16 protein-coding genes are annotated in these 17,111 nt (G+C 57.7%); 12 read left to right on the forward strand and 4 right to left on the reverse strand.

What is annotated here, in order from left to right:
* The first annotated feature begins 155 nt into the window (after positions 1 to 155).
* From H7R56_RS07875 to H7R56_RS07895, 5 genes are read left to right on the forward strand one after another with little or no spacing between them, the layout of a single operon-like run.
* Positions 156 to 1,781: an ABC transporter substrate-binding protein gene (locus H7R56_RS07875; protein WP_223878898.1), complete on the forward strand. Its 1,626-nt coding sequence runs from the start codon at positions 156 to 158 to the stop codon at positions 1,779 to 1,781.
* Positions 1,782 to 1,826: 45 nt separating this feature from the next.
* Positions 1,827 to 2,786 (forward strand): ABC transporter permease, encoded by a 960-nt coding sequence (locus tag H7R56_RS07880; RefSeq protein WP_106924314.1) that lies wholly within the window; start codon positions 1,827 to 1,829, stop codon positions 2,784 to 2,786.
* Complete coding sequence (opp4C, locus tag H7R56_RS07885) at positions 2,786 to 3,733, forward strand: oligopeptide ABC transporter permease (RefSeq protein ID WP_181357950.1); 948 nt, start codon at positions 2,786 to 2,788, stop codon at positions 3,731 to 3,733. The genes H7R56_RS07880 and opp4C overlap by 1 nt, the downstream gene beginning before the upstream one ends.
* Positions 3,730 to 4,710, forward strand: a complete 981-nt coding sequence (locus H7R56_RS07890) for an ABC transporter ATP-binding protein (protein WP_106924315.1) — start codon at positions 3,730 to 3,732, stop codon at positions 4,708 to 4,710. Before opp4C ends, H7R56_RS07890 begins: the two co-directional genes overlap by 4 nt.
* On the forward strand, positions 4,707 to 5,684 hold the full coding sequence (locus tag H7R56_RS07895; protein WP_106924316.1) for an ABC transporter ATP-binding protein: 978 nt from the start codon (positions 4,707 to 4,709) through the stop codon (positions 5,682 to 5,684). Before H7R56_RS07890 ends, H7R56_RS07895 begins: the two co-directional genes overlap by 4 nt.
* 463 nt (positions 5,685 to 6,147) lie before the next feature.
* Here the strand turns inward: H7R56_RS07895 and H7R56_RS07900 are convergent, their stop codons facing one another.
* Entirely contained in the window at positions 6,148 to 6,648 is a 501-nt protein-coding gene (locus H7R56_RS07900) for an Lrp/AsnC family transcriptional regulator (protein ID WP_106924317.1), read from the reverse strand.
* Positions 6,649 to 6,729: 81 nt separating this feature from the next.
* Here H7R56_RS07900 and H7R56_RS07905 point away from each other — a divergent pair, with 81 nt between their 5' ends.
* On the forward strand, positions 6,730 to 7,905 hold the full coding sequence (locus H7R56_RS07905) for an MFS transporter (protein WP_106924318.1): 1,176 nt from the start codon (positions 6,730 to 6,732) through the stop codon (positions 7,903 to 7,905).
* Between the two features lie 101 nt (positions 7,906 to 8,006).
* Here H7R56_RS07905 and H7R56_RS07910 read toward each other — a convergent pair whose 3' ends face one another.
* Positions 8,007 to 8,858 (reverse strand): Vmh family MBL fold metallo-hydrolase, encoded by an 852-nt coding sequence (locus H7R56_RS07910; protein ID WP_106924319.1) that lies wholly within the window; start codon positions 8,856 to 8,858, stop codon positions 8,007 to 8,009.
* A 164-nt stretch (positions 8,859 to 9,022) separates the two neighbouring features.
* Here H7R56_RS07910 and H7R56_RS07915 point away from each other — a divergent pair, with 164 nt between their 5' ends.
* The gene (locus H7R56_RS07915) at positions 9,023 to 9,910 is read left to right on the forward strand and encodes a LysR family transcriptional regulator (protein WP_106924320.1); all 888 of its coding nucleotides are present in this window, start codon (positions 9,023 to 9,025) and stop codon (positions 9,908 to 9,910) included.
* 42 nt (positions 9,911 to 9,952) lie between these two features.
* On the opposite strand, the gene H7R56_RS07920 is transcribed toward H7R56_RS07915, so the two are convergent.
* A complete protein-coding gene (locus H7R56_RS07920) occupies positions 9,953 to 10,939 on the reverse strand; it encodes a zinc-binding dehydrogenase (protein ID WP_106924321.1) in 987 nt (328 codons plus the stop codon).
* Positions 10,940 to 11,071: 132 nt separating this feature from the next.
* On the opposite strand from H7R56_RS07920, the gene H7R56_RS07925 reads away from it, so the two are divergent.
* From H7R56_RS07925 to H7R56_RS07945, 5 genes are all read left to right on the forward strand, one after another.
* Complete coding sequence (locus H7R56_RS07925; protein WP_106924322.1) at positions 11,072 to 11,944, forward strand: LysR family transcriptional regulator; 873 nt, start codon at positions 11,072 to 11,074, stop codon at positions 11,942 to 11,944.
* 158 nt (positions 11,945 to 12,102) lie between these two features.
* Positions 12,103 to 13,101 carry a siderophore ABC transporter substrate-binding protein EitA gene (locus H7R56_RS07930; protein WP_106924323.1) on the forward strand — a complete coding sequence of 333 codons (999 nt, stop codon included), beginning with the start codon at positions 12,103 to 12,105 and terminating at the stop codon, positions 13,099 to 13,101.
* Positions 13,101 to 14,138, forward strand: a complete 1,038-nt coding sequence (locus tag H7R56_RS07935) for a FecCD family ABC transporter permease (protein WP_106924324.1) — start codon at positions 13,101 to 13,103, stop codon at positions 14,136 to 14,138. The genes H7R56_RS07930 and H7R56_RS07935 overlap by 1 nt, the downstream gene beginning before the upstream one ends.
* Positions 14,138 to 14,899 carry a siderophore ABC transporter ATP-binding protein EitC gene (locus H7R56_RS07940; protein ID WP_106924325.1) on the forward strand — a complete coding sequence of 254 codons (762 nt, stop codon included), beginning with the start codon at positions 14,138 to 14,140 and terminating at the stop codon, positions 14,897 to 14,899. Before H7R56_RS07935 ends, H7R56_RS07940 begins: the two co-directional genes overlap by 1 nt.
* A 60-nt stretch (positions 14,900 to 14,959) precedes the next feature.
* Entirely contained in the window at positions 14,960 to 16,147 is a 1,188-nt protein-coding gene (locus H7R56_RS07945) for an MDR family MFS transporter (protein ID WP_182928680.1), read from the forward strand.
* A gap of 52 nt (positions 16,148 to 16,199) precedes the next feature.
* Here H7R56_RS07945 and H7R56_RS07950 read toward each other — a convergent pair whose 3' ends face one another.
* Positions 16,200 to 16,949, reverse strand: a complete 750-nt coding sequence (locus H7R56_RS07950; RefSeq protein ID WP_106924327.1) for an SDR family NAD(P)-dependent oxidoreductase — start codon at positions 16,947 to 16,949, stop codon at positions 16,200 to 16,202.
* Positions 16,950 to 17,111: the final 162 nt, after the last annotated feature.

Raw genomic sequence — 17,111 nt, forward strand, 5'->3', positions numbered from 1 at the left:
TAGACAGGGCGAGGTGCGGCTCTTATCGTTCGTCATGATTTGTAAATTTCACGCAATCATTTGATGAGGTAGCGATTTTGTCCAGCGTACTGACCCGCCTAAAAACAAAACCCACACGCTTTACCCTTGCCCTCAAAATTGCCCTTCTTAGCAGCATGGTGGCTTTCTCTTCTGCATCGTTTGCCGAGGCAGTCTTAAAAGAAGGGATTACGCCAGCGACAGACGCCAGCCAGATCCCGGCGGCGGCAAAGCTGCGTAAAGACACGGTAGTGGCGGGTATCTCTGAACCGCAGGGGATTTTTAACCCCTATTTCTTCGTGAACGGTTGGGATGAAAACGTCACCAACGTGATTTTCTCACGCCTGATCGACTGGGACAGCCACGGCAATCTGGTGCCCGGCCTGGCGGAAAGCTGGAAGGTCAGTCCGGACAACAAGGTCTATACCATTAAGCTACGCCCGAATCTGACCTTCAGCGACGGCTCGCCGCTGACCGCCGAAGACGTGGTGTTTACCCTGACCGTGCTGTATGACCCGAAATATGATGGTGATACCGACATCACCCTCGCCAACATTGTGGGCGGCGCGGAATATAAAGCCGGGACAGCCGACAGCGTCAGCGGCCTGAAAGCGATCGACCCGCTGACCGTGCAGGTCACCACCACGCAGCCTGGCGCGACAACCCTGGCGAAAATCGGCGGCCCGATACTGTCGAAAGCGTATTACGGGAAAGAGTATCAGCGCGGCAACCTCGATTATCTGCGCACATTGCACGGCAAACCGCTGGGTAACGGGCCGTATGTCTATGAAAAATACATTCCAGGCCAGGAGATTCGTTTCCACGCCAACACTCATTTCTACCGGGGTACGCCGCCGACGCCGCGCTTTATCTACCGCGTAACCAACCCATCCACCAACTTCCAGTTGTTCCAGACCGGCGAAACCGATTATGACGCGTTTACTTCGCGGCCGGATGATATTGAACAACTGAAACTGCTGGGCTTTGCCAATATCAACCTGTACGGCTCCAGCGACTACAGCAAAGTAGAATTCAACGTGCATCGCCCGGCGTTGCAGGACGTGAAAGTCCGCCAGGCGCTGATTTATGGCCTTGACCGCCAGAAGCTGATTGATGTGGTTTATCAGGGTTACGGCAAAGTGGCGATTGAACCGATTGCCCCGATTTCATGGGCGTATAACACCGACGGTGTGAATCCATACAAATTCGACCCGGCGCAGGCGAAGAAACTGCTTGATGAGGCAGGCTGGAAAACGGGGCCGGATGGCATCCGGGTGAAGGAGGGTAAACGTCTGGAGCTGACGCTGCTGGTGAGCAAGAAAGTGCTGAACGATGCGCTGATCCCTATCGCCAAAGAGAACTGGCAGCAGATTGGCGTGCTGCTGAAACCGCAGGTGGTGGATTTCAACGCCCTGATGGCTCAGCGTAAAGCAGGCAACTATGATCTGGCCTCTTTCAGCACCAGCACGCTCAACGATCCGCATGATGGCGTATGGGACTACTACAGCACGGAAGCGAAAGAGTCCGGCTATAACAATCCGCAGGTTGATAAGCTGATCAACGAAGGCAATGCGGTGCTGGATGTGGAAAAACGCAAACCGATTTATCACCAGCTGTATAAAGTGCTGGCGGACGATCCACCGGCGATTCTGCTGGGTAACCGAGCGATTTTGTCGGCCAGCAGCGCGCGCGTCACCGGCTTTAAGCCAGATATCTACAACGGCCTGACCGGTAGTCTGCCGGATGTGAAAGTCGTCAAGTAACACCCACAACTGCCGGGAAGCCCCGGCAGTTGTCATGAGAAAGCTATGCGAAATTTTATCCTCAGGCGACTGCTGCAAACTCTGCCAATGCTGCTGCTCGCATCACTGATTATTTTTATGCTGTTCGCGAAAACGCCGGGCGACTTTATTGACGGTAACATTACCCTCACGGTCGCCCGCGCCGCCGAATTGAAAGCTATCTATGGACTCGATCAACCGCTCTTCACCCGCTATCTGCACTGGCTTGGCCAGCTGCTGCGCGGCGATTTGGGGTTCTCGCTGCAATACCAAATCCCGGTGAGCCAGCTACTTAACCAGTACATCTGGAACTCGTTCCTGCTGGCAAGCGTTGCGCTGGTGTTTTACTGGGGCATTGGTCTGGCGGTGGGCATTGCTTCGGCGCTGAAACCCAATTCGCTGTTCGATCATCTGGTGAGCGTGGCGGTGTTCGCCGCCATGTCTTTCCCGACCTTCTTCCTCTGCCTGTTGCTGATTAAGTGGTTCGCGGTCGATCTGCACTGGTTGCCAGTAGGCGGCATGACCAACACCGGCAGCGATGATAGCGGCTGGGCGTGGGTTATGCAGGTTGCGGCGCATCTGGTGTTGCCGGTCATGGCGCTGGTGATGTTGCAGGCGGGTAGCCTGACTCGCTACTTCCGTGCCAGTATGCTGGACGTGGTGAAGATGGATTTTATCCGCACCGCGCGCGCTAAAGGGCTGCGCGAACGTACCGTGATCTTCAAACACGCGCTGCGTAATGCGCTGCTGCCGATCATCACCTTGCTCGGTTTTGAGCTGCCTGGGCTATTTTCCGGCGCGATCATCACTGAAAAGGTGTTTAACTGGCCGGGCGCGGGGCATATTCATATTGATTCGCTGGCCGCCCGAGATTATCCGGTGCTGATGGGGTTTACCCTGTTTCTGGCGGTATTAACCATTATTGGCAACCTGATTGCCGATGTGCTGTACGCGTGGGCCGACCCGCGCATTCGCGTGAGGTCGTGATGTTAGGCTCCCTTTTCTCAACGAATCGCCGTCTGCGCAAGGCGGAAATCCCGGCGCTGGCGCAGGCCACGCCGTCTCCGTGGCGCCAGGCGTGGAAAGCGCTGCGCCACAATCATCTGGCGATGCTGTGTCTGGTTCTGCTGGGGGTCATGACCCTCTGGTGCGTACTCGGGCCGCTGTGGTCGCCGTGGAAAGATGATGTCACGGATGCACTGATGATCAACAAACCGCCGGGCGCAGCGCACTGGCTGGGTACCGATTTTCTTGGCCGCGATATTTATACCCGCTTGCTGCTGGCCGGGCGTATCTCGCTGATTATTGGTCTTCTGACCATGCTGCTTTCGGTGGCGCTGGGCTACCTGTTGGGCGCGGTATCCGGTTATGTCGGCGGCTGGACGGACAAACTGATTATGCGCCTCGCGGATCTGGTGATGACGATTCCCAGCCTGCCGCTGCTGATTGTCGCCGGAGCGATGTTGTCAGAGCTCGATTTCTCGTCCGATTCACGCATCTACATGGTGGTGGTCATGCTCAGTCTGCTGGAGTGGCCGAAGTTGGCGCGGCTGGTGCGCGGGCAAATTCTCTCGCTGCGCGAACGCGATTTTATGCTGGCGACGCAGGTGTTGGGCCTCTCTTCGCGCCGACGCCTGTTCGGTCATCTGTTGCCGAACACCATTCCCATTCTGGTGGTGATGGCGACGATGGCGGTGGCCAACGCCATTCTGATGGAGTCTGCGCTCAGCTACCTCGGCCTTGGCGTCGTACCGCCAACGCCCTCATGGGGCAACATGATGGACGCGGCCAATAGCCTGATTGACTTTCAGCGTCGTCCGTGGCTATGGATGCCGCCGGGTATCGCCATTTTTCTGACCGTCATCGCCATTAACGTGCTAGGTGATGGCCTGCGCGATGCGTTGGATCCAAAGATGAAACGGAGTCTGAAATGAGCGAACCGCTAATGACCTTTAACAACGTATCCATCTCCTTCGCCAGCGAGCAGGGGCGTGTGCGCGCGGTACAGGATGTCTCCTTTGCCATTCAGGCTGGGCAAACCATCGGCGTGGTGGGGGAATCTGGCTGCGGCAAAAGCGTTACCGCCATGTCGCTGATGGGGCTGTTACCGCCGCAGGTTGCGCGGATCGACGGCGGAGAAATCCGCTTTCAGGGCACCGATCTGCTGCGCCTGAAGCCGTCGAAAATGGCCGATCTGCGCGGTAACCAGTTAGCGATGATCTTTCAGGAGCCGATGACCGCGCTCAATCCGGTGCTGACCATCGGCGAGCAGCTTTGCGAACCGCTGATTCGCCATCGTGGCGAAACCCCCAAAGCGGCCTGGGAGCACGCGACGCAAAGGATTGCCGATGTCGGGTTGGCGCGAGCGGAGAGCCTGATGAACTGCTATCCGCATCAGCTTTCCGGCGGCATGTTGCAGCGCATCATGATTGCCATGGCGCTAAGCTGTCAGCCGAAACTGCTGATTGCCGACGAGCCCACTACGGCGCTGGATGTGACCGTGCAGGCGCAAATCCTGCGCTTACTGCGCGACCAGGCACGGGCGCAGCAGATGGCGCTGATGCTGATCACCCACGATTTGGGCGTTATCGCGCAGATGGCGGAACACATTGTCGTGATGTACGCCGGGCGCATCGTTGAGCAAGGCCCTACTGCTGATGTGCTGCGTAACCCGCTGCACCCTTACACCAAAGGGCTGATCGCGTCGCGTCCTGTTCCCGGCGAGCGCCGACGACGCCTCTATTCGATTCCCGGCCAGGTGCCGGATCTGGCCGAACTGCCGCCGTACTGTGCGTTCTACGATCGCTGTGAACGTGCCACGTCGCAGTGCCGCGCAGGCATTCCGTCGTTGATCGGTCAAACGCGGCAAGCCGCATGTATTCACAGTGAGTTAGCGGAGTCGGTCGCATGAGCCAACAATATGTGATTGAAGTGGATGGTCTGAAAAAGTATTTCCCGCTGCGCGACGGGCTGTTTGGTCAGGAAACCGGTCAACTGCGCGCCGTGGACGGTATCAGTTTTAATATTCGACCCGGCACTATTTTTGGCCTGGTAGGCGAATCCGGCAGCGGTAAAACCACCGTCGGACGCACGCTGCTGGGGCTGTATGACAAAACGGCGGGTAGTGTGAAGTATCGCGGTCAAGTGTTGCAGGATCTGACGCCGAAACAAATGCGCGCGCTGCGCCCGAAAATCCAACTGGTGTTTCAGGATCCGTACAGCTCGCTGAACCCGCGTATTCGCATTGGCGATGCGATTGGCGAAGCGATGCTGGAACACAAGCTGTGCAGCAAAGCGGAACTACGCGATAACGTGCTGAAGGTAATGAAAATCTGTGGCCTGGCGCCGCAACATTACCATCGTTTTCCCCATGAGTTCTCCGGTGGCCAGCGCCAGCGCATCGGCATTGCCCGCGCCCTGATCCTCAACCCGGATTTTATTATCGCCGACGAACCGATCTCGGCGCTGGATGTCTCCATTCAGGCGCAAATCATTAATCTGTTCTCCGACTTGCGCGATGACCATGGCGTCACCTTCCTGTTTATCTCCCACGATCTCGGTGTCGTGGAGCATTTGTGTGATGACGTAGCGGTGATGTACCTGGGGAAACTGGTGGAAACTGCCAGTCGCGATGCGCTGTTCAGTCAGCCGCTGCACCCCTATACCCAGGCGCTGCTCGCGGCGGTGCCAACGCTCGATCCTGAAAGCGAACCCGTGGCGGTGGTGCAGGGGGAAATTCCCGATCCGTCACGCCCGCCCTCCGGTTGCCGTTTCTCTTCCCGCTGCCCGCAGGCAACGGAACGCTGCCGCACTGAAATTCCGGCACTGCGTGAAGTGCACCCTGGCCATCAGGTGGCGTGCCACTGGGTGGCGTCGATGCAATAAAACAGGTAAGCGTAAACCCGGCGCCGTATGTAGCCGTCAGCTCAGTGCTGGTAACGTAGACGTCCATCTGTACAGGTGGATAGTTAAGTATAGGATTCCAATCCTGGTGTAAAGAATCACCTAAAAGAATCACTGAACAAAGGCTACTGCGGTCCTTGCTCCAGACCTCGCCAGGCGTCTTATGCTTTGATGTTGGTGATGGAGTGGTATACGAATAAGATTGCCGATAAAGGCGACTCGGAAAACTAAATGACATTTGTGAATCTAAGCATTAAGGATTTCTGTCACTTCTTTGCGCTTCTCTGTCGCCCGCTCAGGTTTGATGGAAAGCATTAAATTATCTTGCTTTCGGAAATAGACATCCTCAGTCCTCCGGGCTCCTGCCTTGTAAAAAGCTGATTCGACGATGAGCAAACGGTCGCTGACCACCTCAAGCAGGCGACATTCCTTCCTGCCCTCAGTTTTAGTCAGGCGATGGGCCGCGTTCCAGAAACGTGGAGAGGGCGATATAGCTGCGGACGGAACGCACGCCTTCTACGCTCTGAACTTCAATCAGGAAAGTCTCCAGCGATTCGGTATCTGCTGCGCGTATTTTCATCAGCACGCATCCGTCACCTGCGACAGTGTGCAACTCCTCAACTTCATGCCGATGGGTGAACTGCAAAAGTGCGCGCGTGGCTTCATAGCTGCTGGTATCAATCACCAGAAACGTTAATAGCGTGCGGCCCAGCTTGCAGCCATCCAGTACCGCCACCGTGCCTTTTATCACGCCATCACGTTTTAACTTCTTCACGCGATCGTGTACCGCAGGGGCGGAAAGGTTCACGATTTCGCTGAGCTCGGTGTAGCTACGCCCGGCATCTTCTGCCAGCGCACCTAATATTTTTCGGTCAATATTATCTAGATCGGCCGGTTTATGCCGTGTCTGCCTGATACCATTTTTTTCTTTATCTGGTTCGTTCATTTGGTTAACTCTCAGAATAAAACTATGAATATACTTTCCTTCACCTAATTTTATTAATCAATGATCAGTAATGGAGTTGCAATGCCTATCGCACTTTTTGCCCTCGCCGTGGGGGCCTTCGGGATTGGTCTGACGGAATTCGTGATTGCCGGCATTCTCCCTCAGATTGCCCGCGGCTTCGACGTCAGCATCCCTTCGGCTGGATTAATGGCAACGTCTTATGCACTCGGCGTTTTTATCGGGGCACCGCTTATGACAGTGGTGGGGTCTCGCGTACCGCGTAAGACCATGCTGATAGCGCTGGCGGTCATTTTCACTCTTGGTAACATCATCACCGCTATGGCACCTACGCTGTCGGTGGCCGTCGTCGGGCGCGTCATTACCTCCTTCAACCACGGCGCCTTTTTTGGCATTGGGTCGATTATCGCGGCCTCGCTGGTTGCGCCCGGGCGCCAGGCCAGCGCAATTGCCTTGATGTTTTCCGGGTTAACCCTCGCGAATCTGCTTGGCGTGCCCGCTGGCACCTGGCTTGCTCAGGCCTTTAGCTGGCGAATGGTATTCTGGGGAATTGCGGGAATTGGTCTGTTGACGATAGCCAGCATCGCGCTGTTTGTGCCCGACATAAAAAAAGGACCGGGTATTGCGCTGAAGGCTGAACTGCGAGCGTTTGTTGATCCCCAGGTTCTGCTGGTCATGGGGATTACCGTTTTCGGGCCCGCGGCCTTCTTTACCTCTATTACCTATATTGCTCCGATGATGATCGAAGTCGCTGGGTTATCACCCGCTGGCGTCGCGGGGCTGATGGTGCTCTTTGGGCTTGGCCTGGCCGTGGGAAACTGGCTGGGGGGGCGCTTTGCCGATCGCTCGCTGTTTGGCACGCTTTTTATCACGCTGGCCGCACAAGGGGGCGTTCTGCTGGTCTTCTGGGCTGGCGTTGAGAACCCGCTGGTTGCCGGTGTTTGCGTGTTCCTGATGGCGGCATTTGGTTTTGCTACCGTTTCTCCGATTCAGAAACTGGTCATGGACCGTGCCAGCCACGCTGGGGCGCCAACGATGGCGGCCTCTGTCAATATCGGCATGTTTAATCTGGGCAATGCGTTGGGCGCGTGGGCCGGTGGTGCGACCATTGCCGCCGGATTTGGCCTCGTCTCACCGAACTGGGCGGGGGCGATACTGTCCTTTATTGCGCTGGGTCTGGCGCTGCTGGCCTGGCAGTGCGCGCGTAAACCCTATTCGCTGAAGGCGGAATCATGTTAACCACATGGAAGCATCGTCGCTCAGTACACTGAGGAGGATGCGCACCACAAATCACCGCCGCGCATCCGTCGCGGCGGTGAGAGAGACGGTCGTGGCTTACCTTACCACTTCATTTCGTGCGTATTGACCTTCGCACTCAGCTCAAGCGAGCTCTCATCGGCAAGGTTCGGATACGCCGCCTTCATGGCCGCAATCACCTCGGCCGATCCTTTGTGGTCTTTCAGCGCCTGCTCAAAGGTTTGCAGGTAGCGTTGGGTAAAGGTAATGGCCCCATCGTTTGCCGGGCGCTCGCCCAGATAATGCCCCGGAATCACCTGTTGCGGCTTTAGCGCCTGCATTTCGCTCAGCACCTGCATCCAGCCCTGGCGAATCGCCTTCGTCTGGGTATCCGCCGTCCACACATGAATGCCGGAGGCAATACCGGTACCGCCCAGAATGGCTTTGTTCGCCGGGATCCAGACGTACGCGGCATACTCGCCCGCGTGTTTCAGCTCCAGCGGCTCACCGTCTACGGTGAAGCGCGTGGCGTGGGTGGCCTGCGGCACGATAATGCTGTCCGGCTTGCCGTCTTTCATCTGCGGCCCCCAGAACGCCAGCTTAGCGTCCTTCGTCGCTTTGATATGTTCCACCACCGCCGGTGATGCCACCACTTTGGCCTGCGGGAACGCCTTCACCAGCGGCTCAAGGCCAAAATAAAAATCCGGATCGCCGGAGGTAATCACGATTTCTTTGAGCGTTTTGCCGCTGTCTTTGATCATTTTCACCAGTTTTTCACCGTCTTTGACGCTGAACTGAGCATCAAACAGCACCGCTTCTTTTGGACCGGAAACCAGCGTGGACGACACCGGGAAAATGCCTTTTTCCTGCGGGTTATAGACATCAAGGTGCAGCGGGGCGGCAAAGGCCGGCGCGGCGGCCAGCGAGATAATGAGTGAGAGAGGCTTGATATTCATGGTGATCCTTAGTGTCTTATCCGAAGGTTACGGGCTGGCTGAACCGGAATCATTCAGTCAAGCCTGGCACGAAATGCTGTGCTTCATTCTACGGATTTGTACTTCACTAAGAATTCCTGAAACAATACATGCTGAGTTTCATAAAACGATCAAATGGAGATGCAATGGACAGGATCATGGCAGCAATCACCTACAATCGTATTTGCGAGCTTGGTAGCCTGAGCGCGGCGGCGCGTTCGTTGGGCATCTCCCGCCCGATGGTCAGCCGCTATCTTGACGAGATGGAAAAGTGGGCCGGTGCGCGGCTGATTCACCGCTCAACCCGGCGGCTGTCCATTACCCCGGCAGGGGAGAAAACGCTGGAGAAAACGCGCCAGTTGGTGCAGCTGTCTCAGGGGATTGAAGGTGACGCGACGCGCGTCACGCCGTCGGGCACGCTGCGCATCGCCTGCGCCCACTTTACGGCGACGCATTTGCTGGGGCCGGTGATTCCGCCTTTTCTGCGTCAGTATCCCGCGCTGCGTATCGAGGTGGATATCAATAACCATCCCGTCAGCCTGGTGGGCGAGCGCATCGATCTGGCGATTCGGATAACCAATCAGCCTGAACCCGGTGCGATTGCGCGCTATCTGGGGGCCTGCCGGTCCGTCTTGTGTGCCTCACCGGCATACCTGGCTAACAACGGTATCCCCGCCACGCCAGGCGATCTTGCCCAGCATAATTGCCTGCACTACAGCCGTTTTTCCGGGCAGTCCTGGTCCTTTCGCGATCGGCAAAACGGCGTGATGTCGGTGGCGGTGGGGGGCAACTTCAGCGCCGGTATCTCATCACTGCTGTGTGATATGGCAGTTGCGGACGTAGGGCTGGCGATGGTGCCTGAAATTGAAGCGCGAGCGGGGCTGCAAAGTGGAAGGCTGGTGCAGGTGCTGGCGCAGTTTGAACCGCAGCCGCTGGGGATTTATGGGCTCTATCAGTCCCGCGATCATCAGCACGCTGCGCTTGGGCTGTTTCTGGACGCCGTGAAGCAAAGCCTGGGGCTGCCACCCCAATAGACGCGCGGTTACCGCATCTATTGGGGCGACACGCGCCGTTGGCTACAGGACCACCACAATTTTGCTGGGTTCCCGCGCGTTGTCCAGCCATTGGTGCGCCTGCGGAACGTCATCAAATGAACAGACTCGGGTCGCCAGTTTATGCATCTTACCTTTGGCAATATCGCCTGCAATCCGCGCCAGAGGGGAGGCGGTAAGGGGCAGGGCTGGCGTACCAAAGAGCTGGCTCGGGAAGAAGTTCACGCTGACCGCCGGTGGCAAATCGCTCATCAAATTAAACTGGTTGAGTATCGGCGCGCCACCCAGCAGGCCGATGGTGGTCAGATGCCCGAAGGGGCGCAGCGCGCTGGCGGTGTCAGGTAACGTCGACGCGCCAACAATTTCCAGCGCGGCGTCAATCCCCTGGCCGTAGCGTGATTTCAGCTGAGCGCCGATGTTGCCGTCATCAATCACCACTTCGCTCGCCCCGGCCTGCCGTAAAGCGGCGGTATGTTCTGTGCGACGTGTTGTCGCAATCACCGTCAGCCCCGCGTGCTGCGCATAGCTGGTTGCGGCCAGGCCCACCGTGGAGGTTGCACCACGAATAAGCAGCGTCTGCCCAGCCTGGATGTGAAGGCTGTGATCCAGCGCGCCCCATGCGGTTAAAAACGCCTGCGGTAAGGCTGCCAGCTCCGCCCAGCTTAGCGGCGCATCGTCGAGGTCAATAACGTTGCTGCGCAGTACCGTCACTTCTTCGGCATAGCTGCCGTGACGATCGAACTGCATTCCGCCCATCAGCGTGGCGACGCGCTGGCCCGGATGGAAAACGCCGGCCGGGTCTTCAATCACCTCACCAACGGCTTCGATGCCGGGCACGCGGGGGGCATCAATCGGCCCCATTTTCCCGGTGCGCAGGTAGGCTTCCGCTTTGTTGAGGCCAAAAGCGCGTACCCGGATGCGAACCTCATTGGCCTGCGGTTTTACGCTGTCAATGTCGCGCAGCGTTAATACTTCTGGCCCGCCGGTACGTTCAATAACATATGCTTTCATGATGTGCTCCAGTTCGGTGAGTCGGTGAGTCGGAACGGTTATTAACCGTCTGCACAAACAATAGCCTTTCATTAACGATTGCAATATGGCGTTATATGAGAACAAATATTCCATTAATGAGAGGTTGTGAATATGGATTTGAACGCCGTGGAGATGTTTGTGTACGTGGTGCGCGCAGGCAGCCTGAGTAAAGCGGCACAGCAGTCGGGGATCCCGCTGCCCACCTTAAGCCGGCGGGTACGCGCGCTGGAGGATTCACTTAATCTCCAGCTTATCGAGCGCTCCGTACGCGGCGTTAAGCTCACGGTGGCGGGGATGCATTTTTATCAGCAGGCCAGCGCCGGGGTCGATATCCTCAAGGGCGCACAGCTGGCAAGCCAGCATGATGAGCGGCAGATTAGCGGCTATTTACGCTTATCAATCCCCCCGGCAATGACTGTCTGGTGGGAGCTGCTGGCGCAGTTCCAGCAGCGCTATCCGGGGATTCGGCTATTTGTGCAAACCACCGAACGCCGTGTCGATCTCGTTGCCGACGGCATTGATGTGGCGCTAAGGGTCGGGGCGATTGAACACGAAACGATGGTCGCCAAACGGGTTATTTCCTGGCGGCATCAGCTGGTCGCGGCACCTTCGTTAGTTGAGCGATACGGGCGGCCGCAGTCACCCGCTGATTTGAGCCGCTATCCCTGCGCGGTGTGGAATGCCAGCGCCTGGCGGCCAAGCGTCTGGTCCCTCGGTGGTGAAACCGTTCATCCTGCGGCGATACTGATGACCAATGACTATGCGCATCTCTACCAGCGCGTGTTGAGCGGGGATGTTATCAGCGAACTGCCGCCGTTTATGGTGAATGAGGATATCGCGCAGGGGCGGTTGGTCGGCCTTCTTGAGGACTATCCCTTACCCGAGCAGCACATTCATCTGGTTTATCCCCCCCAGCATTATCCGGCTCCGGCCATACGCGCCTATCTCGATTTTTGCAGCCGCTTTACGGCGAATCTGAGCTAACTCGCGCGCTCGTCTGGCGGGCGTTTCGTCCGCCACCATCTCTCATTGACACGTTATATCGGTCATTGTATAAAACTCGGCCTCAGTAATGAGTTTCATTTACATTAAAAAATCGCCTGCAATATTTCCCACAATAATTTTAATGAAGGATAGCGTTAATGAAAAAGACCCTCTGCGCGTTAGGCATGGTGCTGGCGTCAATCAGTTCTGCTCTGGCAACGAGCTATCCTTTGACCATCGAAAACTGCGGGTATAAAGAGACGTTTACCCAGGCGCCACAGCGCGTGGTGGCGCTGGGGCAAAATACCGTGGAAATTCTGCTGCTGCTGGGGCTGCAAAAAAATGTCGTCGCCAGCGCATTCTGGCCAACCCGGGTACTGCCATCGCTGGCGGAGCAGAATGAAAAAATCAAGCTACTGACGGTGGAAATTCCGACGCTGGAATCCGTCCTGGCGCAAAATCCGGACTTTGTTGCCGCGCAGCTGCCGCTGTTATTGGGCCCGGAAAGCAAGGTCGCTAAACGCGAAGATTTTGCGACCGTGGGCGTAAACAGCTATTTGTCCCCCGGAATGTGTGCGACTAAAAAGGCCGCCGGCGACATGTACGGTAGCCGTCAGAAACTGTGGGATATGACCTATCTCTATAAAGAGATTGAAGATTTTGCCACGATATTTAATGTCCAGGAGAAGGGTGCTGCGGTTGTTGCCGATTTCAAAAAACGTGAAAACGACCTGCGCGCAGAGTTCGGCAAGCATAAAAAAGATCTCTCCTTCGTCTTCTGGTTCTCTAGCGCATCGCCTTCTGCCGATGCCTACGTCGGTGGTAAAAATAGCGCCTCCGGCTTTATTGCTAACGTGCTGGGCGGGCATAACGCCATTACCTCTGAAACCGAATGGCCGACGGTGAGCTGGGAAAGTATTATCGCGGCAAATCCGGATGTGATCGTGGTTTCCAGCCTTGACCGCAACCGCTGGGCGCTGGATAACGCGGAGGAGAAAATTAAATTCCTCAAAAGTGACCCGGCCGTCAGCCAGCTGGACGCGGTGAAAAAAGGCCATATCGTGGTGATGGACGGCCAGGCGATGAACCCGACCATCAGAACCCTCTACGGCGCTGAACAGGTGGGTGAACAGCTGAGAAAGCTGGGGCTGAATTAATGACCGCAACCGTGCTGCAATCGCGCCAGGGGTTGTTTTTGACCTCCTCGTGCCTGCTTTCTTTGTGCCTGCTTTTGCTGGTCATTGCCGTTGGCGTTAGCGTCGGCGAGCTGTCGATCCCGCTGGAAAGCGTTTTTTACGCGATTGGCAATAAGCTCGGGCTGACCGATGTCCCGCTCAACCGCATCTATGAAAGCGTGATTTGGGACTTCCGTCTCAGCCGTGCGCTGGTGGCGGCCTGCTGTGGCGCTGGGCTGGCGATTTGCGGCGCGGTGCTGCAAAGCTTGCTGAAGAATGCGCTGGCGGAGCCTTACGTACTGGGCGTTTCCGCCGGCGCGTCAACGGGGGCGGTGTCGGTCGTGGTACTGGGCGTCGGGACCGGTGCGGTTTCCCTGTCGGCTGGCGCCTTTGCCGGTGCGTTTGCCGCCTTTGCCTTCGTGGCCTTTTTAACCAACGGCGCGCGCGGCGGTAACGAACGGACTATTCTGGCCGGCGTTGCGGCCTCTCAACTGTTTAATGCCATCACCGCCTACACCATCAGCACGTCGGCCAGCGCGCAGCAGGCCCGCGATGTCATGTTCTGGCTGCTGGGCAGTTTTAGCGGCGTGCGCTGGCCGGAGTTTCAACTGGTGCTGGTCGTGGTGCTGGTCGGGCTGGCCGTCTGCCTTTACTACTCCCGCGCGCTGGATGCTTTTACCTTTGGTGATGATGCCGCCGCCTCGCTGGGGATTGCCGTGCCCTGGGTGCGGCTGATCCTGTTTACCACCACCGCGCTGATTACCGCGACGATCGTCAGTATGGCCGGTTCGATAGGCTTTGTCGGGCTGGTGGTGCCACACGTGATGCGCTTCTTTTTTGGCCCGCTGCACCGCACGCTGCTGATTGCCTGCGCGCTGGCCGGGGCGATTCTGATGGTGCTGGCGGATATCGCCTCGCGCCTGCTGATTGCGCCACAAAGCCTGCCGGTGGGCGTAGTCACGGCGCTGGTCGGCGTGCCTTTCTTTGCCGTGATTATCTACCGTTCAAGGACTAAGTGATGAGCATCTCTGCGGACAATATCACCTGGAAGGTGGGTAAAAAGGTTATCGTGAATGGGGTGTCGTTAAGCGCCGTTCGCGGCGAAACCGTTGGCCTGCTTGGCCCTAACGGCTGCGGTAAATCCTCGTTGCTGCGCATCCTTGCGGGCCTGCGTCGCCCGGATGCGGGTAGCGTGACGCTGGACGGGAAAGATATGGCGCGGATCGGCAAAAAGCAGCTTGCTCGCCGGGTAGCCTTTGTTGAACAACACGGCATGACCGATGCCAATATGCGCGTGCGCGACGTGGTCAAGCTGGGGCGAATTCCGCACCATTCTCCGTTTTCGAACTGGAGTACCCACGACGACGAAACCGTCACCGCAGCGCTGCAGCGGGTTGATATGCTGGAAAAAAGCGATCAGGGGTGGCTGAGCCTGTCCGGGGGGGAGCGCCAGCGGGTGCATATTGCCCGCGCGCTGGCGCAGACGCCGACGGAAATCCTGCTGGATGAACCGACTAACCACCTCGATATTCATCACCAGATGCAGCTGATGCAACTGATTAGCGAGCTGCCGGTCACCAGCATTGTCGCCATCCACGATCTCAATCACGCCGCCATGTTCTGTGACTCACTGATCGTGATGCAGAAAGGGCAAATTGTGGCGACCGGTACGCCGCAGGATATTCTCACTGAAACGCTGCTGTGGGACGTTTTCCGGGTGAAAACGAAAATTGAGATCTCCCGGTTCCATGGCAAAAAACACATTCACTTTATCGTTTAACGCCGGGCGATTGTGATGCTGTCATTTTCCCTGCGCCCTGCGGTTAAGCTCTGGCCGCCCGTGTTACTGGGCAGCCAGTTCATTTTCAATATTGGCTTTTACGCGGTCGTCCCGTTTCTGGCGATATTCCTTCGCGACGATATGCTGCTCTCCGGCGGCCTTATCGGGCTGATTCTGGGGCTGCGTACGTTCTCGCAGCAGGGCATGTTTATTGTCGGCGGTGCGCTCTCCGATCGCTTCGGCGCGCGCGCGGTCATCCTCTGCGGCTGTGTGATTCGCGTGGTGGGCTATCTGCTGTTGGCCTTTGGCGAATCGCTGTGGCCCATTATTGTGGGGGCATGTCTCACCGGCGTCGGCGGCGCGCTGTTCTCACCGTCGATTGAAGCGCTGCTGGCCAGGGCGGGGACCCAGAGCGAGGCGAGCGGCAAACGCAGCCGCGCCGAGTGGTTCGCGCTGTTCGCCGTATGCGGTGAACTGGGTGCGGTGCTGGGGCCCGCAGCGGGCGCGCTGCTGACGGGGCTGGGATTCCGCCAGGTGGCGCTGATGGGGGCCGGGGTCTTTGTCGTCGCGCTGGTGGTGCTCTTTTTTTGTCTGCCGTTGGCGCAGCAGAAAAGGCGGCCGCTCAACGTGCTGCCGTGGTGGACCACGTTTCGTCAGCCGCGTTTTGTCGCCTTTATTATTGCCTACAGTTCGTGGCTGCTGAGCTATAACCAGCTCTACCTGGCGCTGCCGATAGAGATTCAACGCGCCGGCGGCAGTGAGAAAGATCTCGGGCCGCTGTTTATGCTCGCCTCGGTGCTGATTATTGCCTTTCAGCTGCCGCTGGCGCGTTTCGCCCGCAGAGTTGGCGCGGTCCGCATTCTGCCGGTGGGTTTTTTACTGTTGTCTGCCGCCTTTGCCAGCGTGGCGATGTTTGCCGCCAGCGTGCCGCCGGAAGGGGGGCTGCGTTTTGTGCCCGCCATCTGTCTGGTCACGCTGCTGACGTTGGGGCAAATGCTGCTGGTGCCGGCGGCCAAGGATTTGATCCCGTGTTTTGCCGACGATTCGACGCTGGGCGCACACTATGGCGCGCTCGCGACGGCCGGCGGCGTGGCGGTGCTGGTGGGGAATTTAGCCTTTGGTCACCTGCTGGATGCGGCGCTGGTCCCGTCGGTGCAGGCGATTTATCCGTGGCTGCTGCTGGCGCTGTTTCCGCTCTGCAGCGCGCTGGCCATGGTGCTGATTTGCCGCCCGCTGCCCAATCGCTGAAGGCCCGGCGTTAAGGACGGGCCTGCAGTCAAAATGGCAACGAGAAAGGGGCTTAGATTTGCGCTAATCCGCCGTCGACGTAAATTTCCGCCGCGTTAATAAAGCTCGCGTCATCCGACGCGAGGAAGACGACGGTTTTGGCGACTTCCTCCGGCTCGCCCAGACGGCCAAGCGGCACCTCGGCGGCCAGCGCATCGAACAGCCCCTGGCGATGTTCATCGGGCACCAGCCCGCCGAGCCCTGGGGTGCGAATGGGCCCCGGGCTGACCACATTGATACGCACGCCGCGATCCTTCAGATCCATTGCCCAGGAGCGCACCAGGCTGCGCACTGCGGCTTTACTGGCGCTGTAGACGCTGAAATTGGCGGTACCTTTTACCGCTGCCGTCGAGCCGGTCAGAATCACCGACGCGCCGTTGCTTAACAGCGGCAAGGCTTTCTGCACGGTAAACAGCACGCCGCGCACGTTAGTGCCAAAAATACGATCAAAATGCTCTTCGGTGATGGCACCCAGCGGCATCATGTCGCCGCCGCCGGCGTTGGCGAACAGAATGTCCAGACGACCTGATTCGCTGGCAATGGTGGAAAAGACGGTATCCAGGTCGCTCAGCGCCGAGGCATCGGCGCGAATGCCGGTTGCTGCGGTGCCAATTTCAGCGACCGCCGCGTCCAGCTCTTCCCGACGGCGGCCGGTGATATAAACGCGTGCGCCCTGTTCCGCCAGCGCTTTCGCCGCTGCCAGACCAATCCCGGTGCTGCCGCCGGTGACTAACGCTATCTTTCCAGAAAGTTTTTTACTCATGACGCATTTCCTTAACTAAAGTATAAATATGCCAATTGAGTCATCGACTTACAGCGATAACCAGGCTGCTCACTACGGGGGCTACTCTACCGCCATCGCCGGGGGGAGAAAAATGTGCGAAAGTGAAAAACACTGTTTACGTGAGTGAATAATCGCGGGTGA

The sequence above is a fragment of the Klebsiella sp. WP3-W18-ESBL-02 genome (assembly GCF_014168815.1).
GTDB lineage: Bacteria > Pseudomonadota > Gammaproteobacteria > Enterobacterales > Enterobacteriaceae > Kluyvera > Kluyvera ascorbata_B.